Here is a 20,482-nt window from a genome sequence, read left to right on the forward strand (position 1 = left end):
CTTGTCGATGCAACTTAAGGTTTTTTTAAAGCGCTCTCCCTCAAATCGCGGACAGTCGTCTACACAACCAGACCGATCTCGCGTCGGTCTGTCGCCGCCGGCATTGCATCGCGTGATGACGCCGGGTCGCGGACACTGTCCTGGAGTCGCAATTCATGAACATCCCTGCAGCGCTCATCTCCGCAGGTCTGGGCGCAGCATTCCTGGCGGCGGAACTAACCTTCTATTATCGGCCTGCCTGGATCAATCCCGACTACGCGTTGGGCTTGATCTTCTCCATGAGCCATTCGAAAGCGCGCACCGCAGTCTCGCGTTTGCTGATCAACCCGCAGTCGGCGGAATTCAGTACGCTGCGCTCGGCGGAGGAAAACGCCGCCAAGTATATTTGCGGGGCCGTCAAGGCCAAGGATAAATCCGGAAAATATGTCGACTTCCGCAACTTCGTTTACACCGTGGCGACGGACTCTGCCCGCATCGATGACGATGGTTTGATCTCGCATAGGCACGGCGCGTTCAGGGCTTGCCCGATCTCGCCGGAAGACAAGGCGTCGCCCAACGGGCAATCGATGGTGAAAACCATTGAGAAGGTCGTCCCGTCCGTCGTCTCCTCGGCCATGTCGACCATCGGGACAGAAATGCCGTCGGGAGGCGGGTCCGGAGGGTCACTGGAACAACAGGTTGGCCACATGGCCAACCAGATGACGGGAGGCCCGCTGCCGGGAAGTTCGTCGGGCTCGGGAAGCTTTTCCGGTTCCGCAAGCTCTTCCGGCCCGGCCTCAAATTCCGGTTCGGCCTCAAAGTCCGGTTCGGCGGGACAACAGGCCAAGTCGTCCCCCAACGCCGTGCTCGACAGCGAGAGCGGCTGGAGCAGCGACCGGCCGCCGGACGCATGGCCGATATTTCCGCTGGATCACCCGCTGGCGCGGTCGGCGTCGAAACGGACCACGGGCCAGGCGCTCGCGCTCGCAAAAAAGATCGAGGAGCGCTGGGAGCAAGCGAAATCCGGTAACGCGAAGGCCCGTCCTTCATCCGACGAGATCCAGGAAGCCTGCCGCGCGCTGCTTACGATCAGTCCGAAAGACAGCAAGTTTCCGAAGGCGTGGGCTGCCTTCGTGCGCTTACGAAAAATCGACCGCGAGGCAGCTTGACGTTACCTGCATGCTACGTCCGGCTTGCGGACAATTCCTTGCCGCGTTCGGCCAGTTTCACCATCACCTGCAGGGCCTGATTGGTCGGCGTGGGAATGCCGAGTTCAGCGCCCTTGCGCACCACGTAGCCGTTGAGAAAGTCGATCTCGCTGGGCTTGCCGCGCGCCAGATCCTGCGCGGTGGAGGACATCTGGTTCGGCATGTTGGCGGGGATCTTCATGATGTGCCCGGTGATGTCGTCGGGGATCGCGACCCCGCTGGCGCGGGCGACCGCGATCGCCTCCTGCACCGCGCGGGCGACGACATCCCTGACGCCATCGACTTCCAGCATCGGTCCGTAGGAAATGCCGGCCACGGCGGACAGCGCGTTGAAGGCGCAGTTGATGATCAGCTTGCTCCACAGCGTGACTTCGATGTCGTCCGATATCGTAACGCCGACACCGGCGGCTCGCAGTGTTTGCGCCAGCGCTTCGCTGGCGGCCGAGGCGCCGATCGCAAGATCGCCGCCGCCGTGATGCCTGACATGGCCGGGTCCGGCCATCTCGCTGCCGACATAGACGACGACGGGAATGACGGCGTGGCCGATGATGGCGGCGAGGCGCGGCGCGTTGTCGACGCCGTTCTGCAGGCTGAGCACGGAGGTCTCCGGCCGCAAGCGACCGGTCAGCGACCGCCCGGCATGCTCGGTATCGGCCGACTTGACACACACCAGCACCAGATCCGGCGAGGCGAGGGCGCCTGCGTCGGTCGCGGCTTTGGCCGGCAAATGTCCCTTGAACGTCTTGGTGTCGAGCAGCAGGCCGTTTGCGTTGATGGCGTCGACATGCGGCTGCCGGCCGATGAACGTCACCTGATGTCCGGCCCGCAGCAGCAATCCTCCATAGTAGCAACCGACCGCTCCGGCGCCGACGACCGCGACTTGCATGCTGTCCTAACCCTTGAAGGTGGGCTGGAGTGGATGCACGTAATCCTTAAAGCTGTCAAAGCCCTTCCATACCGGCTCGGGCGCCTCATATCCGGCGCGAGGTGCGTAAACCGAGGGATCGTTGAGCTGCATGTCCGGGATGTAGCGCGGACAATTCAGAAAGATCACGCGCGCGGCGACCCGGACGATCAACTGAGCGCCGATGGTGCTGGCGAGCAGCGGATCTTCGCGGCTGACGGTTGCCGTACCGTTGACCCGCAGGCGCTGCGGCCTGCCATGCATGGCAATGAACAACAGGCCGACATCGGCGTTCACCAGAATATTGCCGAGGCTCTTGAACATGCCATTGCCGTCGTAATCGGGGAAGGCGAGTTCGGACGGCCCGGTGACGGTCACGAAGCCCGGCATGCCGCCCTTGAACGAGCAATCGGGCCGGCCCTCGGCGTCGGCGGTCGCCAGGAAGAAGTACGGCTGGTTCTCGATGAACACCCGGTCGTCAGGTGTGAATTCCTCGCGGGAAAATTCCTCCAGACGATCGGAAATCCGGCGGCTGTCGAACTGGTCCTGCAGCCGGCGATTGCCCTCGTGAAACATGACGGTATCGGTCATCGCTTGCCTCCTCGGTCACAGGGCGGACGGGCAGTTGCTTACAGCAGCTTTGCCAGCACCGCGACCAGCTCGGCCTGCCGATGCACGCCGGTCTTGGCGAAGATGCTCTTGAGCTGGCTCCGCGCGGTCTCCTTTCCGATCCCGAATTGATCGGCGACGTTTTCCAGGGACTCGCCGCGCGCCAGCTGGGTCGCGAGCCTGGCTTCCGCCTGGGTCAGGCGAAACACCGTACGCAAGTTCGTTTCCGGCGTTGGAGATCGGCTATCGGGATCGATCAGAATGACCATGGCCTGGCAATCCGCCAGCGCATTGGCGGTCGAATTGGAAAGTCGCGCCGGGTACGCAAGCAGCGGCCGGCCGGTCGCACGAGGCAGCGCGACCGGCGCGGAAAGTCCGCCGGTCGGACGCCACAGCAAATCGTGAAGGGCGCGGTTCAGGGCCGTCGTCGCCCGAATGTCCTTGGCGGTCAGCTGGCCCTTTACGATCCTGATATCATCCACCAGAAGGCGTTCGGCCGGGGCATTGGCCTTGAATACATGGCCATGGCGGTTGATCAGGACCACCGCCGTGCCGCTCATTTCAAATGCTTCCAGCGCGCCTGACGCGGCCGAAGCGCTGAGCGCGCGGGCGATCGCGGCGCCGGTCGAAAGACGGCTCGATATCCGCGCCAGTTCGTCCTTCTCGTCCGCCGAAAACGGCCCCTGATCGATCGTGCGCTGCAGTGCCACCGCCCACAGGTCCTCGCCGCAGGCAACCTTGACACCGGCGTACCAGCGCAGGCCATGCGGGCCGAGGAACTCCTGGTAGTACGGATGTTTGGCAATCTCATCGGCGCTATGGCCGTCGAAATCGTCAGCGACCCCGCGCTGCGTCAGGGTCGGGACGGTGCGCATGCGCTCGTCCTGCGAGTGCCAGCCATCCCGGAAATAGTCCTCCATCACTCTGGAGACACTTTCGGTATAGGGAACGTTGGGAAGGGCATCGCCCGACAGGGGCAGCATGACGGCGCCAAAGCTCCCGGTGGCCGCGGCCACGGAAGTGAGCGCCTGGACCCAGCGCGCGGGATCAAGGCCAGCCTCGGCAAATTCCTGTTCGGCGGGGCCGAAATTCCACGCTGGCAAGGGTTCTCCCGATCGCAAGCTAGAATCTGAAGCTGCTCAGAAATTACGCCGGGGTCGCTGGGAAGGCAATAACAAGCCCAAGTTTGAGCGGATGCCTAGGCGCTACCCAGGATTTCCGACAGCGCCGACAACAACCGGTCGGTTTGCCCATCGGTGCCGACGGTTATCCGCAGATAGTCGGATATCCGGGGCGCGGCGAAATGGCGGACGATCACCGCGCGCTGGCGCAGCGCTGCGGCCAGCGCCGCGCCCTGATGCGCCGGATGGCGTGCGAACAGGAAGTTGGCGGAGGACGGCAGCACCTCGAAGCCAAGCCGGGCCAGGCCCTGGTTAAGCCGCTCGCGGCCTGCGATCACGCTGGCGCGGCTCTTCTGAAACCAGGCTTCGTCCTCCAATGCGGCGATGGCGCCGGCCTGGGCGGGGCGGCCGAGCGGATAGGAGTTGAAGCTGTCCTTTACCCGCGTCAGCGCTTCGATCAGGCCAGCGTCGCCGATCGCATAGCCGACGCGCAAGCCGGCGAGCGCCCGCGATTTCGACATGGTTTGAACGACCAGCAGGTTCGGGTGCGAAGCGACCAGCGGGATCGCGGTCTCGGCGCCGAAATCGACATAGGCCTCGTCGATGACAACGGGCTTGTCGGGGTGTTGCTCAAGCAGGGAAGCGATCTCGGCCCGCGACAGCGCCACCCCGGTCGGCGCATTCGGATTGGGCACGATGATCGCGCCGGCGGTGCGGCGATAATCGGCGAGCCGGATCCGCATCGCATCATCGAGCGGCACGGCCTCATAGGCGATGCCGAACAGGCGGCAATAGACCGGGTAGAAGCTGTAGGTGATGTCGGGGAATAGCAGCGGCGCATCGTGCTTCAGGAGGGCAGCGAAGGCGTGGGCCAGCACCTCGTCCGAGCCGTTGCCGACGAACACCTGCTCGGGGCGTACCTTGTGGTAGGCGGCGAGCGCCGCGCACAGCGCGGACGCCTGCGGATCCGGATAGAGGCGCAAGCTATCGGCGGCCTCGCCACGGATGGCTTCCAGCACGCGCGGGGAAGGGCCCAGCGGGCTTTCATTGGTGTTGAGCTTGACCAGATCCGCGATGCGGGGCTGTTCGCCCGGCACATAGGGTTTCAGGTCGTGCGTCAGGCGGCTCCAGAAACGGCTCATGTCTTCTCCAGCGAGTACGGCGGATTCCGCCGTCTTTGGAGTAGCACAACAGCGGGGCGATAGGCATCCGCTGCCCCACCTCTTCCGCATGCGGAAGAGGTGGGCGGCCGTCATTCGATCCCTATGTCGGGCTCACTTCAAATTGGCGAACATCTGCCTGACTTCGAGGATCTGTTCGTACTGCTCCTTGGTCACCTGCACGCGTTTCTTGCCGCCCGACACGGCGTTGAGGTCCTTGTCGGAGAGTGCATCGATCTTGGCATTCACAGCTTTGTCGGCGTTCATGGCAGTTCTCCCTGTGGCAGGGGGTGCGCGACCACCGCGTCCCGCTCTGTGATCTGGAGCATGCCTCGCGCCCGACGCGAGTTCCGTGATTCGCGTCACGCCTAATCGGGTGAGGCTTGAACCTGCGATCCGCCGAAAGCGACCGCCTCGAACCGCCGCTTCGGGTGGACGAGCATCTCCGCGCTCTCGACAATCCGCATTTCCTCGGTGCCGCGCTCCGCGGTGCGCCCTAGCACGGCTGATATGGCCGACGCCGCGTGGCTGAGCGCTTCCGGTGTGGCTTTGTTCTGAACGCGCGCGGAGGTGAACAGTGCGGCGAACAGATCGCCGGTGCCATTCGGACTGATGGGCAGTTTCGGCGTGCGTACGCGCCAGGCGTTTGTCCGCTCGATGGCGACGGTTTCGATCTCGCCGTCGGGCGTATCAGGCAATTCGGCCGACGTGACCACGACCGTCGATGGGCCGCGCGCCATCAGCGCGCGCGCCGCTTCGATCATTTGATCCGATGTGGAGGCCTTCGCCCCGCATAGCCATTCGAACTCGAAATGATTTGGCGTGATGATGTCGGCGAGGCCGCACAGCCGGTCGCGCACCAGCGGCGGGATGTCGGCTTTCACGAACAGGCCGCGGTCGCGGTCGCCGAGCACGGGATCGCAGACATAGCTGAGGGCCGGGTTGCGGGCCCTGGCGCGCGCGACGAAGTCGGCGACGACGGCGGCAATGTCAGCCGAGCCGAGATAGCCCGACAGGATCATCTGACAGGTGTCGACCGCCCCGCGCTCCTCGATCCCGAGCAGGAGATCAGCGACCAATTGAGCCTCCAGCACCCGGCCGCGGATGGTTGGATAGCCCGGCCGGTTGCTCAGCAACGTCGTCGGCACCGCAATGACGTCGATGCCATGCATCTGCATCGGAAACACCGCGGCAGAGTTGCCGACGTGGCCGTAAGCGACCTGGGACTGGATGGAGATGACGGTCATGACGGCGAATGTAGCCCGGATGGAGCGCAGCGCAATCTAAGCCACATACAAAACTGTCGTCACCCGCGAAAGCGGGTGATCCAGTACGCCGCGGCTTATCGGCTCTATCACTGATGTCTCTGGAATACTGGATCACCCGCTTTCGCGGGTAATGACAGCTGAATGTGCGTTAGCGAGCGGGACGTTGTAGGAGTAACGCAGCGCAATCCGCCGTTTCGCATCAACCAAAGGCGGCGGATTACGCTTCGCTCCAATCCGCCCTACACACCACTTAAAACACCGGCTCGCCGATCGCCACTTCGCTGCGCGGGCCGAGGACGATGACGCTGCCTTCGGCGTCCTTTGCGCCCAGGATCAAGAGTTCGGAGGTGAAGCCCGCGATGTTCTTCGCACCCAGATTGCAGACGCAGACGACCAGCGAGCCGAGCAGGGCTGCGGGCTCATAGTTCGTGATCTGCGCGCTCGACCACATGATCCTGTCCGCGCCGACGTCGACGCCGACCTTGTAGGACGGATTGCGCGCGCGGGGAAACGGCTGGACGTCCACGACCTTGCCGATCCGGATGTCGAGGCGGGCGAAATCGTCGTAGGTGGCCTGGGGTTTTAGAGGGGACATGTCTTGCGTATGGCATATTAGCGATGTCACCGGAAGTGAGTTGAGCAAAGCATCTTGCTGATAGACGTCTGGCGCAAGGCGGCGAGGTCGCGCGGATCGGCCGAAGGTGTCATCCGCCGTTTCGTATCAGTCAAGGCGGCGGATTACGCCTGCGGCTCAATCGGTCGTACCGACTTCTTCGATATCCTGATCGATACAGAGCCGCGGCGCATGTCGGTAATCCCTGACGATCTGAGAAAGGCGCGCCGCTGGACGAAACCCTCATCGGGGTCCGCGGTAATACAGCCATCCTGCAGCTCATCGTCGAGGAATACGCTGACATCATAACCGTCCGCGATCAGCGCCAGATGATTGCGGTAGCCGGGATCGAACATGACAGACGATATGCGGCCAAGGAAATGCTGTTGTACAAAGCGGCGGAGTTCAAATGCGTCCGCGGTCATCACGCGTAACTCCAAATCGATGCGTGATGCTGGCTGAACAATGCGCATGTCCCGGATTTGTTCCTCCGGAATCTCTCCCGTTAAGCTGTCGTCCCTGCGTACGCAGGGACGACGCGCAGCGGGCTACTTGCTCATTAGAGGTTGCACAGGGTCCGGTTCTGCGGAAAATTGCAGGCGATCTCGCAACTCGCGATATCTGTCACGGGCACCGGTAAACAATGACTACCAACATTTCCATCTTCGACGGCCATAACGATGTTCTGCTGCGTCTCTACAAGTCTAAATCCAGCGATGTGGTGTCCGATTTCCTTGACGGCGAAGACGCCGGCCATATCGACCTGAAAAAGGCCAGGGCCGGAGCGTTCGTCGGCGGTCTGTTCGCGATGTACTCGCCATCGCCAGGCAACTTTGCGTCGCTCAGCAAGCAGATGACGGGCGGCCGTTATGCGGTGCCGCTTCCTGATCCGCTGCCCATCGAAGAGGCACGGAAATCCGTCGCCGGTGAGCTGGCGATCCTGATGCGGGTTGTCAGGGGATCGCAGGGCGCCGTCGCGCTTTGCAAGACGACCGCGGAGATCCATTCGGCGATCGCGCGCGGAGCGCTGGCGGTGGTGCTTCATCTCGAAGGCGCCGAAGCCATCGACGGTGATCTGCATTTTCTGGAGGTGCTGTACGCGGCGGGCCTGCGCTCGCTGGGACCGGTCTGGAGCCGGAACAACATTTTTGGTCATGGCGTCCCGTTCCAGTTTCCCGGCGGACCGGATACCGGCGACGGGCTGACCGTATCAGGTGAAAAGCTCGTCAGCGCCTGCAACGAAATGAAGATCCTCGTCGACCTCTCGCACATCACCGAAAAGGGCTTTTGGGATGTCGCGCGCCTCTCCAAAGCGCCGCTGGTCGCGACGCATTCCAACGCGCATGCGCTGTGCCCTTCGCCGAGAAACCTGACCGACCGGCAACTGGCCGCGATCCGCGATTCCGCAGGCATGGTCGGTCTCAACTTCGCGACCTGCTTTCTTCGCCCTGACGGCAGCATGGCCGCGGATACGGATGTCGAACTGATGGTGCGTCAGCTCGACTATCTCATCGACAAGCTCGGCGAGGACCATGTCGGATTTGGATCGGATTTCGACGGCGCAACCGTGCCGGCGAAAATCGGCTCGGCGGCCGGGCTGCCCGTTCTGATCGAGGCTCTCCGGCAAAGTGGATATTCCGAACGGCTGCTGAAGAAGCTGGGCTCGACCAATTGGCTCAATCTGCTCGAGCGCACGATTGGCTGAAACCGGGAGTCGTCGCTCCCGTGGCGACCGCGCCTGCTGCGGCAAATTCGGGGTACTCCGAAAGAGCGCCGTTCGCGCTTCGGAATGCAGACCTTCTTCACGCAAACCGGTGGGGCGCCGGCGGGCGTGAACTTCACTTCGGGGGCGGACTGGTGTTTCCAGTTCGCGAACCGCCCCACGATCCGTTGTTCGAGATCGGGGTGATAAAATCCCTGTGCAGGGCGGTTGGTCTGCTGGCGCCATCGAACAACACGGTAACGCCCGTGTTGCTATGGCTCACCTCGACAACGATCCCAGTTTGCCCGGCCAGTTCCGGGCATCGAACGGCTCCCAGCTCACTCATCTTAAAACGAGTGCCGGCAACCAATCTGGTGGTTTCCTGATCCATCCCTGAAGCTATTCAATAGTGAAAAGGTCTTTCCGGCTAAAATGCAATGATACCAACTGGTTATAATAATTAATTGCGCGACTCAGGTAGCGGGAATTTTAAATCGTTCCGGGTTTGGCCGTCTGTTCGATATCCGACATTACGGGCGGTGCCACATTCTACTGGGAACCCGAATGAAGCGAGCGGCGAAACCGGGAACTCAGGGCGCGTACGGTGCTAATCAATATTGGTCGCAGGCTGCGTTCGTTTGGTTCAAAGGGCGGGGCCTCAGCCCGCGCCTCTGACCGGTTGGCAGGTGAGGGCGCGCCTCTCATCCGAGAGGCGGCGCATTCATCATGCTTCGTCTTTGGGCACGTACTTGCCCGCGATGCATTTGTATCGCTGTAGTTTCCATTGGTGATACGGACCCTTCGCGAGCCATTCGGCAATGCCGATTTGCGCATTGACCATACAGGCGGTCATGGTGATGCCCGACTGGTCACTATTGGTGACGACTTTCTCGAGGCATAGCTGGCCGTTGCAGAGAACGGCGACGAGTGTAACGAGCATGGTGTCCTTCGTTGATAGGAAATTCCCGGTCAACTAACTCCATGCAGATTGCATGCCATGATTCTACATGCGCCGTACGCAGCCAAAGGCTTGCCCGGTAGTACTACGGGCGCGCGAATCCAAACGCCGCAAGCGCGCTACTCGGTGGGGGATGAGTGCAACGGGTCCGCGCAAGGCGCGGCTCACCTACTCTCTACGGGCTGCGAGGCGACCACGGCCATGACACTGACGATGGCGGTTTTTTGGCTTGCGGCCGCGCCGGAGCTGGTGCCGGCTTTTGCGTCTGGGCGACATTGCCCGGCTGCCGCGGACGCGGCAGTGGTGTTCCGGGCATCACCTTTGGCTCTTCAGGGATCATCTTTGGTTCTTCAGACATCGCCTTTGGCACTTCGGACATCGCCTTTGGCTCTTCGGGCAGCGTGTTTAACTCTGCAGCGCTGGCGATGATGCGGGCGAGTTGTTGCTGGCTTGCGTTGACGCGATCGGTCAGCGTCTGGCTTTCGCGTGCCATCTGGATCTGCGTCGCCCTGAGCTGGTCGATGACGCCGTTGTTGCGCGCGATTTCTTCCCGGCCCGCCGCCAATTGGCTTCTGAGATTTTCATTGTCGCGGACCAGTTGCTCTTGCGTCACCTTGTACTGCTCGAGGGATTGCCTCAAGGCAGCGAGATCGCGCGTCATCGGTTGCAGCTGCTGCTCCAGCCCGGCAGACGCGGCAACAGCGACAGGTGCGGCGTCTTTCGGTGCAGCGACTTGCGGCGCAGCGGCTTGCGGCGCGGCCTGTGCCAGAGCCATCGGAGCTGGGGGCGCCGTCGCGGCCGTATCAGGGGAGGATGGCCACCACCAGGCGACGAGACCAATGGCTGCTGCCAACAGGCAACCGGCGACAGCCACATGGCGCCAATCCGCCAATCGATGGCTCGTCGGCGGCAGAGGGTCAGGCGTCTTCACGCTGAGCGGCGGGGCCGAAGAACTAAATCCCGCCTCGCGCGCCAGGTTCGAAAGCTGCTCCTCCAGGCTCGCGATCTGCCCTTCGGCGAGCCTGTTGCTCATTGTGGAATCCATTTGGTGCTCCGTCTCACATGCAATGGCACCCGCCTGAAAGCGATCCGCACATCTGCGTTTTAACGCAGCCGAGGAGGCGGAACTATGTTCACGGCCGGAGAACTACGGAAGGAACTCTGACACTTTGCGAGCGCGCCGCATTCGTCAGCCAGCGGAGCTGCAGGCCAAAATTCCCGCGAACCTGTTCGGCGTCTCGTGCGACCAACGCGTGGTTCCGCATTCCATGATCACCATCATCCCATTACCGCATCACATTTTTGTGCGTTGCAGCAATGAACTATTGCGATGCAGCAAATGACAACCTAGATCCGTGTTCCAAGCCATCGAAGGAGAATTGCCGTGAAGAAGACTTCCCTGTCCGTCGCTGCCGCCGCCTTGCTCGCGATCACGGCCGCTGGCGGCGCTGTCGCAGCCGAGTTGCCGTCTTACGAAAAGGCAGGCTTGCCGGTCTCGGCCGTGCAGCTTCAGGTGATGGGCGCAGAAAACGTCCAGCAAGCATCGCCGGCCACCACGTCGGTCACGCCGGTTCAGCTCAGCGTCCTGACACCGCGGAGCAAGATCGCGACCGCACAAGGCCGCAGCGAAACCGTCGGCCGCGCCATTCAATAAGGACAGATGCTTGATCGGCGCTTCAACTGGCGCCGACGCACGAGCAGCTTGTCGCGTTTGCGAGAAGCCCGCGATGTCGTCGCGGGCTTTTTGTCGTGATGAGCGCGCACGACGGCGAAGCAACGTGTCGTTAGGAATTGATCCGCGCTGATTTGCGCGATTCCGATTCGTTCTTTGCGAACAAACTGGAGTCGGATGGAGAACAAAGCCGCCTGTTGCTCCGCTGACGACAGGCTCCGGCGTAATCCGCCGCCTTGGCTGGCCACTATTGGGACTTGCGCGTTTCCTTGTGCCCGCACCGCAGGCACTCGTAGGTCTGCCTCTCGCATTGGCCTGGAGTGATGCGGACCATGTGCATGTGGCACTTGGGGCAAAGCGGTCTTGACTGTTTTGGCATGCGTGTCGGGTAACATTCCGGACACAGCGGTACTTGTGAGCGCACGCCAAACTTTTGCTGAACTCCGCCAAAAGCGGCACAGCACCCCCGAGCAGGTTACCGCTGGCCCCATGCGACACGCGACAGCGTTCACCGCCTTTGTGTACTTATCGTACACAAATTTAAGCCGGGAATGCGCGATGGCAAATATCCTGAAACGTCGCGGTCGCGCGGTACCCGCATCGGAGGTTCGGCCGTCAGTACCTTGCCGCCGACTGCGCGGGTCGCCATCCTTCGACGGTCCCGCGCCGACACGCCGCGTCGGCCTGCACCCGGTGCGCTTACCCCTGTTGGGTCAGTTGCTGCATAATCTGCTGAAACATTTGGGCCGCATCGTTCTGACCACCCCCACCACCGTCCGTTCCTCCGCCTTTGATTTCCAGCACTTTGACCGCAATTAGGGGGAGCCGCATAAAGCCGCCAGATACCGCATCAAGCTCGCGCACATTCAGAACTTCGCTCGCGTCAACATTGGTCATCATAATTCCCCTTAAGCCAGCGGGATTGCTGGTGCGGCCACCTTTAGCGGTACCGTTCTCGTCGCGATGTGACGGCGATCACACTGCCAGCCCTCGCGACCGGCGAGCGCGGCAGTCCAGGCGCGACCGGGCAACGGCCCGCACCAACGCCCACGGTGGTGCACGAAATTTGATTTGCGCGCGAAGTGACGCAGCGAGCGGATCGGTCTACGCCTTCGCCTCAGCGCGCATCAGTCGGCGTCGGCGATCTGCCGCTCGTAGTCCGAGGCATTGGATTTATCCGTCATGACCTGCGGACAGCGAAAGCAGGCCTCTTTGCCTTCCTGACGAAACCAGCGGCAGGTGGATCTGATCTGGCACGCCGGAAGCGCGTTGACCACCACAGGGGTGCCCGCAACGATGCGTTCGGCCAGGCTGCAGGCGTTGCCTTTGAAGTGCTTGCAGCCGCCGCTGGCGCCGGCGCACGGCGCCGCAATTCTGAAAAGTTGCGTGGGCTTCGCCGGCCCTGCCAGCGCCAGCAGTTTTTCGGAAAGGGGCAGGGTCTCGGTGAGATAGCCGACCCTGTGATCTTCAGGGGTGCCTGTCACGACGCCAAAGACGCGCGCGCCATCCGCGGTTGCCTGGGCACTCGGGCAGTCGATCTCTTGGCTGGATCCTCGGGACATCAAACGACCCTCCGGTTCGAGGCCGGCGCCGATCGATCGCTTCACCGCAGTTCGGTGTGCGGCAGCGATCGCAATCCGCGGTTCTGCCTTGAACGCTCAGTCTCGCAAATGCTCATCTGAAAAGCCTTCGAGACGGCGTCCGGCGCATCACGCGCCAAACGCCATCCCGCATATGGAATCAACTAACTTGTCAGCTTGGTGGTGGTCGTCTTCGGCCCAACGGCGCCTGTCGTGGTCGTGCCGGTGCCCTTGGGATCGATGCGCCTGATCATGCCGCCTGCGACGGCTTCGAGTTGCTCCGGCTTGAGCTGAACCGGCGCTTCGACCTTCTTGTCGGCGGACTTCTGGGAGTTCGTATCAGACTTTTTCATCTGCGCTTCTCCTCTGCCGAGACGAAGCGACCATCCGCTTCGACTGTAGAGGGATGCTATCACGGAGTGGGTGATTTACCAGATCGTCGAGTCGTGTTGCTGTGTGACCGCCGTCACAACGGAAGGAGCGGCGGCAGTTATTGCGCGGACGCGCGGCGATGCCATTTCACAATTCGTCTGGCCACGAGGATGGCTACAACTGCATAGGCGACACTTACGACCATGAAAGCGAAGGAGGGGAGCTGGAGTGCTCGCATGTGCACTAGAACAAGGGGAAAATAGAATGCGGCGCTCATCAGGACAAGGGCCGCCCAATGCGACATGAACCCGAGTGCCCGGGAAATCCCCATGAAAAAGAACGGCATCAGAAACATGCCGACCGCGATCCCGCTCCCGATCATCTGCCAAAGTGACGGGGCCGGACGGGGGCCGAGATAGCTGACCTGGCAAGCCATGAGGATGCCCCAGGCAATCGATGCGCCGGCCGCGGCGGCAATGAACGCGGGCTCATCGTTGCCAAGGAGAACCTTCGCAACGCGTACGGCAATCGATTTCCTGGGAGGTTCTGACATTGGTCGTGGCAAGCCCATGTTCGAGATTGTCTCTGCTGGTCGCAATCTGCCTTGAACCCGCGCTTCCTGGTGTGATGCTCCGCACAGTTCGTGGATTCATCTCGAAGGGAAATTCGAAGGGCGGTAGGGCGGATTGGAGCGAAGCGTAATCCGCCGCTTTCGAAAACACGTAACGGCGGATTACGTTCAGCTAATCCGCCTACGAGCTACGGGTGCACTCCGATGTCGTCCCGGCGTAGGCCGGGACCCATAGCCACCGGCCGTAATTGTTTTTACGCGCTGATCGTTATCCTTTCTTTCCAACAACATTGGCCACGGCGTATGGGTTCCGGCCTCCGCCGGGACGACAACTGAAACGCTGCGCTCCAATCCGCCTTACGGACCGCGGACCATTCACGTGATTCAAATCACGGAAATTGAACCGCCGTGGTCTCACCCTGACCGGATGGATCGAAGGATGATCCTTCTTTCATATCCAACGGAGCAGAACATGAAGACGCGGAAGGATGAACTCGGCAGCCTGCTGGGCACGGTCGAATTGTCGGTCGTCGAACTCGATCAGGTGAGCGGCGGACGGCGCGCGATCGAAGGGGAGATCCAGTACCTGAATTGGGTCAAACAGTTTTATTCGCCATGGGCGAACATCAACTTCGGCGGCGGCCGGACCATGGTCGCCTAGGGATGAACATCGCTGACGTATGAGAGCGAGCAGGGCGGATCAGCGACCTGTCCGCCGTAGCTCAACGAGCGAAGGCGGAAGCGTGATCCTCCGCTTTTGAAGCAAGGCGGCGGATTACGCTGCGCTCCAATCCGCCCTACAGGCTTCTCACGTGATGAAGGCGCACAACGGCGAAGGCAACGTGTTGTTAGGAATTGATCCGCGCCGATTTGCGCGATTCCGATTCGTCGTTTGCGAACAGACTGGAGTCGGATGGAGAACAAAGCCGGTGCTGCCGCGTGGTTCTCGGCAGTCGATGTCTCAAGCGTCGGAGCTTACGCCTTCTCATGAACGGCGGCGGACAAGCCGCCTCGAATCGTGCGCGCTGTGAGACTTGCGACTCCTTGCCGGAGGTGATCATTTCGCCCCGGGAACAGGCGGAGGCTGATATGACACGAATTCTTTTGGCGGTGTTGCTGCTCGCCGGCTTTTGGGCGGCGCCGGCGCTGGCGCAAACCAAGGTTGGCGACTGGGAGGTCGAGAAGCGCAGCGGAGACGATCATTGCAATGCCGCCCGCGAATACAAGGACAAGGATGACGACGACAGCCAGTACGTGATCGTGCTGAGCTACTCGAAGGACGCGATCGTGGTCGCGGTGATCTACGAGGGGTGGGAGTGGGACAAGGTCGGCAAGATCCTGCGGGCCGATGTCGGCACCGACGACAAGGACATCATGAAGAAGGCGAAATGGGAGGTCGTCGACAAGACCGCCGTCCGCGGCACATTCGAATTCCAGCAATCGATCCTGGACACGCTCGGCAAGGCAAAGCTGCTGACGATCGATTTCGAGGACGACGAGGACAACAGCGTCGAAATCAAGATCCCCCGGATGGGCGAAGCACTCGCGGCGCTGAAGTTTTGCGAGGAGAACAAGAAGTAGGGGCGGGGCTACGCTCGCTGGCGTATCCGGTTCATCGCGTTCGCGTCGCCAGCCGTCACGCGAACAGCCCGGCACCGGCCGGTTTCCGCCACGAAGTTCGGATATCAACGATTCGGTCAAACCGGCGCCCCTCAACCCCGCTATGGTTTGACTGGCCCGGCGTGTGGCGAGACGCAGCGTCGCGCGTCGGGCCACCTGATCATGGCAATGATCGTGCGGCGGCGAACGCGATTCAAGTAACGCGTAGGGCGGATTGGAGCGAAGCGTAATCCGCCGCTTTGGCTTGATCGCTCTCTGAACTACGGCGGACAGGTCGGCTTCGATGCGCCCGACGGGCCTCGCCAGTGTGGGGCCGGTGCACGAATGAGCGAAGCTTCGCCGCGAGCGTCAGGCCGCTTCAGTTGGTGGCCTCTTCAGGCCGTCGCCGCGACAAGGAGCGACACCAACGAACCCACGCCACACACTGCCAAAATTGCCTCATACGAATAGTTCGACAATTCGGAAATAACACGCTCGGTCATGGCACACCTCACGCACTGTGATGATGACAGGCTATCGAAGGTGGGGAAGAACGGCTGTCACCCAGGCGCAACACCGGGGAGTTTTCGGTCTAGTCGCGAACTGCGGTCTCACTAACCTCGTCTTTGTTTGCGCGGCACAATCTGCCGTATTCGGAGCACCGCGGCGGACGCTTCCGCCTTCGCTCTTCGAGCTACGGCGGACAGGCCGCTCCAATCCGCCCTGCGAGCTCTCTTGTGTGATGCACGTCACGGCGGCCCCGGTCCGCGGCCGGCATGCTCCCCTCCATCAACGTCGCACAGCCACAACACGGAGCGGGATAATGAGCAAAAAGGTAGTTTGGTTGAGCGATGCGGATCTCGAAGCCGTCACCGGTGGCGACACCAAGTCTCCGCCCGTTACGACCGTAAGCCGGGTGAAAACCTCCGACAAAATGCAGCAAGCCGTGCTGGCGTTCATCAAGGGGTGAGCCATGAAGACCGAGCAGGTTCAATCGAGCGACAAAATCTCCGACGAACAACTCGATAACGTCACCGGAGGACGCAAAGCCGGCGAAGGGCAGAAGGACTTTCTCGTCGTGAAGATGAAAGAGGTCTTTGTCGCAAGCTATAGCCTTTGATCTGAAGCTTTCCGCGCTCGCTTTCATGCCTGCGAAAACAAACGGCCCTCGCGTTTACGCACGAGGGCCGCGTCGAGGGTGCAGTTCAAGTGGGACCGACAACGGTTGTTGTGACGCCCTTTTCGCCTTCCTTCCGCGAGGTGATGATAATCCCGCCACCTGGAAGGTGAAAATTTCCTACCCACATCTGCTTGCCGTCATTGCACGTCATCCAGCTGTTACTGTACCAGCCGCCAGCGACCGCATCGAGTTCGCCTGCAGACAGCGGCCGGATCTCTCCGCTTGAATTGACATCAGTGTTCACGATATCGCTCCTCCGGTGATCGTCGCGGGACTATCCCGTGACTGTCGTGCAGCACATCCGATGCTTTGTCGGACCGCAGTGACGGCTGTCACATCTTGACCGATACGAGCGCGGTAGGGCGGATTAGCGAAGCGTAATCCGCCGTCGTCCTGCAGAATCCGAAACGGCGGATTACGCTTCCGCCTTCGCTCTTTGAGCTACGGCGGACAGGTCGCTCCAGTCCGCCCTACGAGCTCTGAGTCCGTGGCTTCGGCAAATTCATCGAACCGATCTCTTGCTGGGGGCGTCCAACAAGCGTTCCACTTCAAGCCGGGGCCGCCGGAACGGGTCTCACGAAAGGATCGACTATGAGCGCGACCAAAAACCTGCGTAAGAATGACGGGATCGAGGTTCGCAAGCTGCACCTGGCAGCCGGCGGGCTCTCGAACGATGAACTCGCTACCGTGACGGGCGGCGGAACCACCCGCATCGTTTGCGATGACCATAAGGTGATTGGGACGCGCCCCACCAAATAATTCGCCGTGCTACCACGCGCCGGGCCGAGCAGTATCGGCGCCGCGTTTCCACACGCCACCTCGCTCCCGGTTTGCCAGTTCGGTGGGCTGGGAGTTCTGGTCAGGCGAGGCCATTTTGTATTTTGCGGGATCGTGACCGGCGTCCTCGCCCCCAAACTTGACCGATCACAGCCTCAGCACCACGTACGAACCCCACGCAGAAGCCCCGCAGGGCCCGCCTTCGTTCCGCTCTCCGGTTAAATCTGCCAGCGCGGTAAGGCGGATTAGCCGAAGGCATAATCCGCCGCCTTGGCTGAATCCTGAGCGGCGGATTACGCTTCGCTCCAATACGCCCTACGGACTGTTCCGCGGGGAATAGGGTGGGAAAGACAGATTGAGTGGAGCGCAATCTGCCTTTGTCGGATCAGCCAAGGCGGAGGATTGCGTCTTCGGCTCCCCGCGTGCCCTCCGGGGTTGATTTTGTTCCCTGTTTGTTCTATCATGTGAAGATGGATCGTTTGCAAACGCTCTGGTTGTGTTGTCTCATTGATGCGAGGTTCGCGCGGCACACACGAAGAGCGGGGCAGAAATGGGGATATCTACAAGCGTTGTAAATTGGCAAACACGCTCGCCAGCTTGAGTTTGGAGCGCGTTTGATGTTGGCATCAATTCATAATTCAGTTTTTCGCGACAATATTGAAGGTAATCGTCTCATCGAGATGCCGGATCGTATTCGGCGGGTTGTTGATACCCGCGAGTTTCAGCGGTTACGTAACATTCGGCAGATGGGTCTTTCGTCCTATGTATTCCCTACGGCCGAGCACTCAAGGTTTGCGCATTCTTTGGGCGTCTTTGCCACTGCAAATCACGCTTTTCGATTGTTGCAGCAAAGGGCAAGGCCGCTCGATCTACAGACCCCGGGCTTGAGATTCGACGATGAGGCGATGGCCGAGTTTGGGGTCGCTGCGTTGTGTCACGACCTTGGTCACTCCGCCTTCTCTCATGTTCTGGAAACGATTCTCTTGCCGGATGGCATCCGTAACCACGAAGATTGCACAGTGGCGATCCTATCGGCGGATACACCCGTCGCTTCAGCGGTTGATGAAGCCGCGGACATCGACGCGGTAAAAAATCTCCTCAAGAAGAGGCATGGGAACAAGGCGCTAGTTGAGCTTATATCGAGCACGTTTGATGTGGATCGTTGCGATTACATTCTGCGCGATAGTCGAATGGCCGGTGTTGAATACGGAAAGTATGATCTGAAGTGGCTCTTTCACGCAATCACAGTGGAAACAAACGATTTTGGTCTTCCGATTCTGCTGCTTGATGGACCGCGTGGGTTGGACGCTCTACGGCAATTTCTGTCAGCGCGTAGATATCTTCATCGACAGGTTTATTTTCATCCAACTATTCGAGGCGCACAGCTCTTGCTGAAGGGCATTTTTGCGCGGATGCAAGATATCCCGGGGCACTCCGACAGCATACGGTTGGCCCCGAAGTGCTTGCACAGTATCGCTTCTGGAAATAAACCGTCCTTAGAGGATTTTATACAAACGACGGACGTCGAAATTGCATTTATGATCCGAAGCTTCGCATCAGAGCATTCGGACACTGTGCTTCAGTTGTTGGCAGACATGTTTGTTCGGCGGCAGTTTCCGAAGGCTGTACTGGATTCAGCAAAATCGAGCCTACCGCTTTCTCAGCGATACAGAATGTCTGATGAGCTCATCTCTGGAAGTGAGCACCAAGGCGTCTTGATGGAGGAGTTCCTTCCGGCTGACCTTCTGTCTGTTACCGAAGACCTTAGAGGGTTCGTAAAAGGCCGGTTCCAGAGCAATGGAATGCCTGAGGATGTAGCTGGATATCTTGTCGCCTTTGATCAAGTGACGTTTAGTTCCGCACCTCCTTCTGATCTGCTATTTTCATTTCAAGGAAGCGCTGTTCCGCTCGACAAGATCGATCCAATCTGTGTCGGCTTCAATATTGAAAATTTGCTTGAGACGTTCTCTATTAATCGTATCTACGTCCCTAGGGACTTTGTCGCCGAGTCTCGAGAGTATGTCGATAAGAAGTATGGAATTTGAGTACAATGTTCAACATATCGAATCAGGAGGTTGTGATGGGCGAACTTCCAAATCCCGGCTTGGGTTACAAAATCCGAGAGTATCTAGGTGGCGGGAACTGGAAGAGTGCTTACCGTGCTACGAGCCCCTATAGCTTGGCGGATGTCGCGCTTCTTTTCTTTCATGACGATGAGCAGCCGGATGTGGTTGTCAAGGACGTCACGAGCTTGCTGCGTACGATGTCCAGGCACCGTTATGCTAGTTATTTGGCTCGGTTTTACGGATTCCAGCAGGGGCAGGACGGACGGTTTTTCATCATTGAAGAGTTGCTTGACCGTCCGTTAGAGGGATTGGCGCCGCTCAATGATATTGTCCAGTTCGTTCGGATCGCACGCGATCTTTCTAGAGCGCTTGTCTGCTTGCATGAAAGCAAGCTGGTTCATAGGGATCTTAAGCTCGACAATTGTGGCTTAGACCATCAATTGAGAGCAAAGATTTTCGATCTAGGTTCAGTTACGAGCGATGGTGGAGATGTGCGCGGCACGGTATTTTCGCGCGCACCTGAACTCTTCTCGAATTCGAATGTTGCTCAATGCGATTATCAAACCGACGTGTGGGCGCTTGGGGCGGCTCTATTTGCGTTGAGAACTGGAGATTATCCGTTTGTGTTTCACAGCGAAATTCACGAGCGGAAAATCATCAATGATGAAGTAAGAGCTAGAGCAATTGACCAAGCGACGGGTAAGCAGCGAAAAGAGAGCTTAAACAAGTCCGTGGCCGATCGCATTTTAAGTGAAAGTGCAGCTTCCGAGCTTCGTGCTCGCATTCATCGTAGCTTGCGCGGAAGATCGGAAGAAATTCTAAATTCGATGCTTGAGTTCGACCGCGGAAAAAGAAGTTCGATTCAGGAGGCTGAAGCCGCTTGGAGCAAGTTAGCAGAAGGACTAGGAAGCGCTGGTGAGAATCGTCCTACTGACAAGTGGGATCAGATACGATCTCATATAAAACTTGCGGAGCGCAAGGAGCTAGTTCTTACCCGTCGTCAGATTGATCGTATCATTTCCGAATACAATTCAGAGACTCCTAACGATCATGGTGACGAATTGAGGAATACTCTTCTACATCTCAAGGAAATGGCTGACGGTATTGCGTGAGGCGCCATGTCATAGGGCGCTAAAGCAAAGG

Annotated in this window: 25 protein-coding genes; 10 read left to right on the forward strand and 15 right to left on the reverse strand. The window is 60.0% G+C overall.

Features of this window, described 5'->3' with window-relative positions; translation table 11 throughout:
- Window positions 1-155 precede the first annotated feature (155 nt).
- Window positions 156-1,148 carry a hypothetical protein gene (locus JQ641_RS05290; protein ID WP_211994806.1) on the forward strand — a complete coding sequence of 331 codons (993 nt, stop codon included), beginning with the start codon at window positions 156-158 and terminating at the stop codon, window positions 1,146-1,148.
- 13 nt (window positions 1,149-1,161) lie between these two features.
- Here JQ641_RS05290 and JQ641_RS05295 read toward each other — a convergent pair whose 3' ends face one another.
- The 8 genes from JQ641_RS05295 to JQ641_RS05330 all read right to left on the reverse strand — a co-directional run bounded on the left by JQ641_RS05295 (window position 1,162) and on the right by JQ641_RS05330 (window position 7,335).
- A complete protein-coding gene (locus JQ641_RS05295; protein WP_211994809.1) occupies window positions 1,162-2,073 on the reverse strand; it encodes a ketopantoate reductase family protein in 912 nt (303 codons plus the stop codon).
- A gap of 6 nt (window positions 2,074-2,079) precedes the next feature.
- Entirely contained in the window at window positions 2,080-2,682 is a 603-nt protein-coding gene (locus JQ641_RS05300; RefSeq protein ID WP_211994810.1) for a pyridoxamine 5'-phosphate oxidase family protein, read from the reverse strand.
- Between the two features lie 38 nt (window positions 2,683-2,720).
- Window positions 2,721-3,803: a helix-turn-helix transcriptional regulator gene (locus tag JQ641_RS05305; RefSeq protein WP_211994811.1), complete on the reverse strand. Its 1,083-nt coding sequence runs from the start codon at window positions 3,801-3,803 to the stop codon at window positions 2,721-2,723.
- Between the two features lie 95 nt (window positions 3,804-3,898).
- A complete protein-coding gene (gene hisC / locus JQ641_RS05310) occupies window positions 3,899-4,963 on the reverse strand; it encodes a histidinol-phosphate transaminase (RefSeq protein ID WP_211994812.1) in 1,065 nt (354 codons plus the stop codon).
- Between the two features lie 132 nt (window positions 4,964-5,095).
- Window positions 5,096-5,248 (reverse strand): hypothetical protein, encoded by a 153-nt coding sequence (locus tag JQ641_RS05315; RefSeq protein WP_211994813.1) that lies wholly within the window; start codon window positions 5,246-5,248, stop codon window positions 5,096-5,098.
- Between the two features lie 101 nt (window positions 5,249-5,349).
- Window positions 5,350-6,228 (reverse strand): pyridoxal kinase PdxY, encoded by an 879-nt coding sequence (gene pdxY / locus JQ641_RS05320; RefSeq protein WP_211994814.1) that lies wholly within the window; start codon window positions 6,226-6,228, stop codon window positions 5,350-5,352.
- A 271-nt stretch (window positions 6,229-6,499) separates the two neighbouring features.
- Window positions 6,500-6,844, reverse strand: a complete 345-nt coding sequence (locus JQ641_RS05325; RefSeq protein ID WP_211994815.1) for a tRNA-binding protein — start codon at window positions 6,842-6,844, stop codon at window positions 6,500-6,502.
- Window positions 6,845-6,987: 143 nt separating this feature from the next.
- Window positions 6,988-7,335: a hypothetical protein gene (locus tag JQ641_RS05330; RefSeq protein ID WP_211994816.1), complete on the reverse strand. Its 348-nt coding sequence runs from the start codon at window positions 7,333-7,335 to the stop codon at window positions 6,988-6,990.
- 170 nt (window positions 7,336-7,505) lie between these two features.
- Here JQ641_RS05330 and JQ641_RS05335 point away from each other — a divergent pair, with 170 nt between their 5' ends.
- Window positions 7,506-8,567 carry a dipeptidase gene (locus JQ641_RS05335; RefSeq protein ID WP_211994820.1) on the forward strand — a complete coding sequence of 354 codons (1,062 nt, stop codon included), beginning with the start codon at window positions 7,506-7,508 and terminating at the stop codon, window positions 8,565-8,567.
- 721 nt (window positions 8,568-9,288) lie between these two features.
- Here the strand turns inward: JQ641_RS05335 and JQ641_RS05340 are convergent.
- Window positions 9,289-9,504, reverse strand: a complete 216-nt coding sequence (locus tag JQ641_RS05340) for a hypothetical protein (protein ID WP_192739772.1) — start codon at window positions 9,502-9,504, stop codon at window positions 9,289-9,291.
- Window positions 9,505-9,697: 193 nt separating this feature from the next.
- Complete coding sequence (locus JQ641_RS05345) at window positions 9,698-10,555, reverse strand: hypothetical protein (RefSeq protein ID WP_249150220.1); 858 nt, start codon at window positions 10,553-10,555, stop codon at window positions 9,698-9,700.
- 351 nt (window positions 10,556-10,906) lie between these two features.
- Between JQ641_RS05345 and JQ641_RS05350 the strand changes: the two genes are divergently transcribed.
- A complete protein-coding gene (locus JQ641_RS05350) occupies window positions 10,907-11,176 on the forward strand; it encodes a hypothetical protein (RefSeq protein WP_211994824.1) in 270 nt (89 codons plus the stop codon).
- 717 nt (window positions 11,177-11,893) lie between these two features.
- On the opposite strand, the gene JQ641_RS05355 is transcribed toward JQ641_RS05350, so the two are convergent.
- From JQ641_RS05355 to JQ641_RS05370, 4 genes are all read right to left on the reverse strand, one after another.
- Window positions 11,894-12,091, reverse strand: coding sequence for a hypothetical protein (locus JQ641_RS05355; RefSeq protein WP_211994826.1), 198 nt, complete (start codon window positions 12,089-12,091; stop codon window positions 11,894-11,896).
- A gap of 230 nt (window positions 12,092-12,321) precedes the next feature.
- Window positions 12,322-12,801 (reverse strand): hypothetical protein, encoded by a 480-nt coding sequence (locus JQ641_RS05360; protein WP_349628506.1) that lies wholly within the window; start codon window positions 12,799-12,801, stop codon window positions 12,322-12,324.
- A gap of 137 nt (window positions 12,802-12,938) precedes the next feature.
- Window positions 12,939-13,127, reverse strand: coding sequence for a hypothetical protein (locus JQ641_RS05365; RefSeq protein ID WP_192739777.1), 189 nt, complete (start codon window positions 13,125-13,127; stop codon window positions 12,939-12,941).
- Between the two features lie 137 nt (window positions 13,128-13,264).
- Window positions 13,265-13,699, reverse strand: a complete 435-nt coding sequence (locus JQ641_RS05370) for a hypothetical protein (protein WP_211994827.1) — start codon at window positions 13,697-13,699, stop codon at window positions 13,265-13,267.
- 490 nt (window positions 13,700-14,189) lie between these two features.
- On the opposite strand from JQ641_RS05370, the gene JQ641_RS05375 reads away from it, so the two are divergent.
- From JQ641_RS05375 to JQ641_RS05390, 4 genes are all read left to right on the forward strand, one after another.
- Window positions 14,190-14,378, forward strand: coding sequence for a hypothetical protein (locus JQ641_RS05375; protein WP_211994828.1), 189 nt, complete (start codon window positions 14,190-14,192; stop codon window positions 14,376-14,378).
- Between the two features lie 428 nt (window positions 14,379-14,806).
- Window positions 14,807-15,298 carry a hypothetical protein gene (locus JQ641_RS05380; RefSeq protein WP_211994829.1) on the forward strand — a complete coding sequence of 164 codons (492 nt, stop codon included), beginning with the start codon at window positions 14,807-14,809 and terminating at the stop codon, window positions 15,296-15,298.
- A gap of 841 nt (window positions 15,299-16,139) precedes the next feature.
- Window positions 16,140-16,286, forward strand: a complete 147-nt coding sequence (locus JQ641_RS05385) for a hypothetical protein (protein WP_211994830.1) — start codon at window positions 16,140-16,142, stop codon at window positions 16,284-16,286.
- A gap of 3 nt (window positions 16,287-16,289) precedes the next feature.
- A complete protein-coding gene (locus JQ641_RS05390; protein WP_211994831.1) occupies window positions 16,290-16,436 on the forward strand; it encodes a hypothetical protein in 147 nt (48 codons plus the stop codon).
- An 85-nt stretch (window positions 16,437-16,521) separates the two neighbouring features.
- Here JQ641_RS05390 and JQ641_RS05395 read toward each other — a convergent pair whose 3' ends face one another.
- Window positions 16,522-16,740 carry a hypothetical protein gene (locus JQ641_RS05395; RefSeq protein WP_211994832.1) on the reverse strand — a complete coding sequence of 73 codons (219 nt, stop codon included), beginning with the start codon at window positions 16,738-16,740 and terminating at the stop codon, window positions 16,522-16,524.
- A 347-nt stretch (window positions 16,741-17,087) separates the two neighbouring features.
- On the opposite strand from JQ641_RS05395, the gene JQ641_RS05400 reads away from it, so the two are divergent.
- The 3 genes from JQ641_RS05400 (at window position 17,088) to JQ641_RS05410 (ending at window position 20,451) form a co-directional block, all read left to right on the forward strand.
- Entirely contained in the window at window positions 17,088-17,255 is a 168-nt protein-coding gene (locus JQ641_RS05400) for a hypothetical protein (RefSeq protein ID WP_211994833.1), read from the forward strand.
- Between the two features lie 635 nt (window positions 17,256-17,890).
- Entirely contained in the window at window positions 17,891-19,318 is a 1,428-nt protein-coding gene (locus JQ641_RS05405; protein WP_211994834.1) for an HD domain-containing protein, read from the forward strand.
- Window positions 19,319-19,353: 35 nt separating this feature from the next.
- Window positions 19,354-20,451, forward strand: a complete 1,098-nt coding sequence (locus JQ641_RS05410) for a protein kinase domain-containing protein (protein WP_211994836.1) — start codon at window positions 19,354-19,356, stop codon at window positions 20,449-20,451.
- The last annotated feature ends 31 nt before the right edge of the window (window positions 20,452-20,482 follow it).

The organism is Bradyrhizobium sp. JYMT SZCCT0180 (genome assembly GCF_018130165.1).
Classification (GTDB): domain Bacteria; phylum Pseudomonadota; class Alphaproteobacteria; order Rhizobiales; family Xanthobacteraceae; genus Bradyrhizobium.

What these genes read in the sequence shown, in the direction of transcription:
- pdxY (WP_211994814.1), bottom strand. Translation starts at nt 6,228, where the DNA reads ATGACCGTCATCTCCATCCAGTCCCAGGTCGCTTACGGCCACGTCGGC.
- JQ641_RS05380 (WP_211994829.1), top strand. Translation starts at nt 14,807, where the DNA reads ATGACACGAATTCTTTTGGCGGTGTTGCTGCTCGCCGGCTTTTGGGCG.
- JQ641_RS05330 (WP_211994816.1), bottom strand. Translation starts at nt 7,335, where the DNA reads ATGCGCATTGTTCAGCCAGCATCACGCATCGATTTGGAGTTACGCGTG.
- JQ641_RS05345 (WP_249150220.1), bottom strand. Translation starts at nt 10,555, where the DNA reads ATGAGCAACAGGCTCGCCGAAGGGCAGATCGCGAGCCTGGAGGAGCAG.
- JQ641_RS05410 (WP_211994836.1), top strand. Translation starts at nt 19,354, where the DNA reads ATGGGCGAACTTCCAAATCCCGGCTTGGGTTACAAAATCCGAGAGTAT.
- JQ641_RS05340 (WP_192739772.1), bottom strand. Translation starts at nt 9,504, where the DNA reads ATGCTCGTTACACTCGTCGCCGTTCTCTGCAACGGCCAGCTATGCCTC.
- JQ641_RS05390 (WP_211994831.1), top strand. Translation starts at nt 16,290, where the DNA reads ATGAAGACCGAGCAGGTTCAATCGAGCGACAAAATCTCCGACGAACAA.
- JQ641_RS05295 (WP_211994809.1), bottom strand. Translation starts at nt 2,073, where the DNA reads ATGCAAGTCGCGGTCGTCGGCGCCGGAGCGGTCGGTTGCTACTATGGA.
- JQ641_RS05375 (WP_211994828.1), top strand. Translation starts at nt 14,190, where the DNA reads ATGAAGACGCGGAAGGATGAACTCGGCAGCCTGCTGGGCACGGTCGAA.
- JQ641_RS05290 (WP_211994806.1), top strand. Translation starts at nt 156, where the DNA reads ATGAACATCCCTGCAGCGCTCATCTCCGCAGGTCTGGGCGCAGCATTC.
- JQ641_RS05365 (WP_192739777.1), bottom strand. Translation starts at nt 13,127, where the DNA reads ATGAAAAAGTCTGATACGAACTCCCAGAAGTCCGCCGACAAGAAGGTC.
- JQ641_RS05385 (WP_211994830.1), top strand. Translation starts at nt 16,140, where the DNA reads ATGAGCAAAAAGGTAGTTTGGTTGAGCGATGCGGATCTCGAAGCCGTC.
- JQ641_RS05405 (WP_211994834.1), top strand. Translation starts at nt 17,891, where the DNA reads ATGTTGGCATCAATTCATAATTCAGTTTTTCGCGACAATATTGAAGGT.
- JQ641_RS05355 (WP_211994826.1), bottom strand. Translation starts at nt 12,091, where the DNA reads ATGACCAATGTTGACGCGAGCGAAGTTCTGAATGTGCGCGAGCTTGAT.
- JQ641_RS05370 (WP_211994827.1), bottom strand. Translation starts at nt 13,699, where the DNA reads ATGTCAGAACCTCCCAGGAAATCGATTGCCGTACGCGTTGCGAAGGTT.
- JQ641_RS05335 (WP_211994820.1), top strand. Translation starts at nt 7,506, where the DNA reads ATGACTACCAACATTTCCATCTTCGACGGCCATAACGATGTTCTGCTG.
- hisC (WP_211994812.1), bottom strand. Translation starts at nt 4,963, where the DNA reads ATGAGCCGTTTCTGGAGCCGCCTGACGCACGACCTGAAACCCTATGTG.
- JQ641_RS05315 (WP_211994813.1), bottom strand. Translation starts at nt 5,248, where the DNA reads ATGAACGCCGACAAAGCTGTGAATGCCAAGATCGATGCACTCTCCGAC.
- JQ641_RS05400 (WP_211994833.1), top strand. Translation starts at nt 17,088, where the DNA reads ATGAGCGCGACCAAAAACCTGCGTAAGAATGACGGGATCGAGGTTCGC.
- JQ641_RS05300 (WP_211994810.1), bottom strand. Translation starts at nt 2,682, where the DNA reads ATGACCGATACCGTCATGTTTCACGAGGGCAATCGCCGGCTGCAGGAC.
- JQ641_RS05325 (WP_211994815.1), bottom strand. Translation starts at nt 6,844, where the DNA reads ATGTCCCCTCTAAAACCCCAGGCCACCTACGACGATTTCGCCCGCCTC.